Here is a 1,828-nt window from a genome sequence, read left to right as displayed (position 1 = left end):
CCGGCAGGGTCGCGAGCGCGGTTTTGACGATGGTTGCGGCGTCGAGGCCGGCCTCGGCGTACATCTTCTCCGGGCTGTCGTGGTCCTGGTACAGGTCCGGCAGCGTCAGGGTGCGCACCCGGACGCGCCCCGCATCCAGGGCGCCCCGCTCGGACAGCAGGTGCAGCACCATCGCCCCGAACCCGCCGCGCGAGCCCTCCTCGATCGTGATCAGCACCTCGTGGCTCTGCGCCAGGTCCAGGATCAGCGCCTCGTCCAGCGGCTTGGCAAAGCGCGCATCCGCCACCGTCACCGCCACGCCCTGCTCCGCCAGCGTGTCGGCCGCCTTCAGCGCCTCGGACAGCCGCGTGCCCAGCGACAGGATCGCCACCCGCGCCTCCGGGTCCTGGCGCACCATCCGGCCCTTGCCGATCGCCAGCGCCTCGCCCCGCTCCGGCAGCTCCACGCCGATGCCCTCGCCGCGCGGGTAGCGCAGCGCGATCGGGCCGCTGTCATGGGCGTGCGCGGTCGCCACCATGTGCACCAGCTCAGCCTCGTCGGAGGCCGCCATCACGGTCATGTTCGGCAGGCAGCACAGGTACGCCAGGTCGAACGCGCCGGCATGGGTCGCCCCGTCCGCGCCGACCAGACCGGCCCGGTCCAGGCAGAACCGCACGGGCAGGTTCTGCAGCGCCACGTCGTGCACGACCTGGTCGTAGGCCCGCTGCAGGAACGTCGAGTAGATCGCCACGAACGGCCGGTAGCCCTCCGTCGCCAGCCCGCCCGCGAACGTCACCGCGTGCTGCTCGGCGATGCCGACGTCGAAGGTCTTGTCCGGGTGCGCCTTGCCGAACAGGTCGATGCCGGTGCCGCCCGGCATCGCCGCCGTGATCGCCACGACCCGGTCGTCGGCGTCGGCCGCCTTGATCAGGCTCTCGCCGAACACCCGGGTGTAGGCCGGGGCGTTGGGCTTGGCCTTGGCCTGGACGCCCGAGACCACGTCGAACTTGACCACGCCGTGGTAGCGGTCGGCGCTGGCCTCGGCCGGCGCGTAGCCCTTGCCCTTGCGGGTGACGACGTGGAGCAGGATCGGGCCGTGCTCGGCGTCGCGGACGTTCTTCAGCACCGGCAGCAGCTGGTCGAGGTTGTGCCCGTCGACCGGGCCGACATAGTGGAAGCCCATCTCCTCGAACATCGTGCCGCCGCCCACCACCAGGGAGCGAGCGTACTCCTCCGCGGCCGCCGCGCGCTGGTAGAGCGCCTTGGGCAGGAGCTTGCCGAGCTGCTTGGCGGTCTCGCGCAGGGACTGGTAGGTGCCGCCCGACGCCAGCCGCGCCAGGTAGCCCGACATCGCGCCCACCGGCGGGGCGATCGACATGTCGTTGTCGTTGAGGATGACGATCAGGCGCGAGTGCAGGGCGCCGGCGTTGTTCATGGCCTCGTAGGCCATGCCGGCCGACATCGAGCCGTCGCCGATCACCGCGATGGCGTTGCGGCGCTTCGCGGTCCGGCCTTTGGCCTTGGCGGCCTCGGCGTCGAGGTCGCGGGCGACCGCCATGCCGAGCGCGGCCGAGATCGAGGTCGAGGAATGGGCGGCCCCGAACGGGTCGTAGGCGCTCTCGGAGCGCTTGGTGAAGCCGGACAGGCCGCCGCCCTGGCGCAGCGTCCGGATGCGGTCGCGGCGTCCGGTCAGGATCTTGTGCGGGTAGCACTGGTGGCCGACGTCCCAGACGATGCGGTCGTCGGGCGTGTCGAACACGTGGTGCAGGGCGACCGTGAGCTCGACCACGCCCAGCCCGGAGCCGAGATGGCCGCCGGTGATCGACACCGCGTCGATCATCTCGGCCCG

1 protein-coding gene is annotated in these 1,828 nt (G+C 72.0%); it reads right to left on the bottom strand.

Translation table 11 applies throughout. The features are described from left to right. Positions 1-1,828, bottom strand: a 1,828-nt coding sequence (dxs, locus tag FV242_RS33740) for a 1-deoxy-D-xylulose-5-phosphate synthase (protein ID WP_147942005.1), incomplete at both ends; no start/stop codon positions are given.

Source organism: Methylobacterium sp. WL64 (assembly GCF_008039945.1).
Lineage (GTDB): Bacteria > Pseudomonadota > Alphaproteobacteria > Rhizobiales > Beijerinckiaceae > Methylobacterium.
The sequence above is the reverse complement of the archived record's forward strand: the minus strand, read 5'-3'. Positions and strand labels throughout refer to the sequence as shown.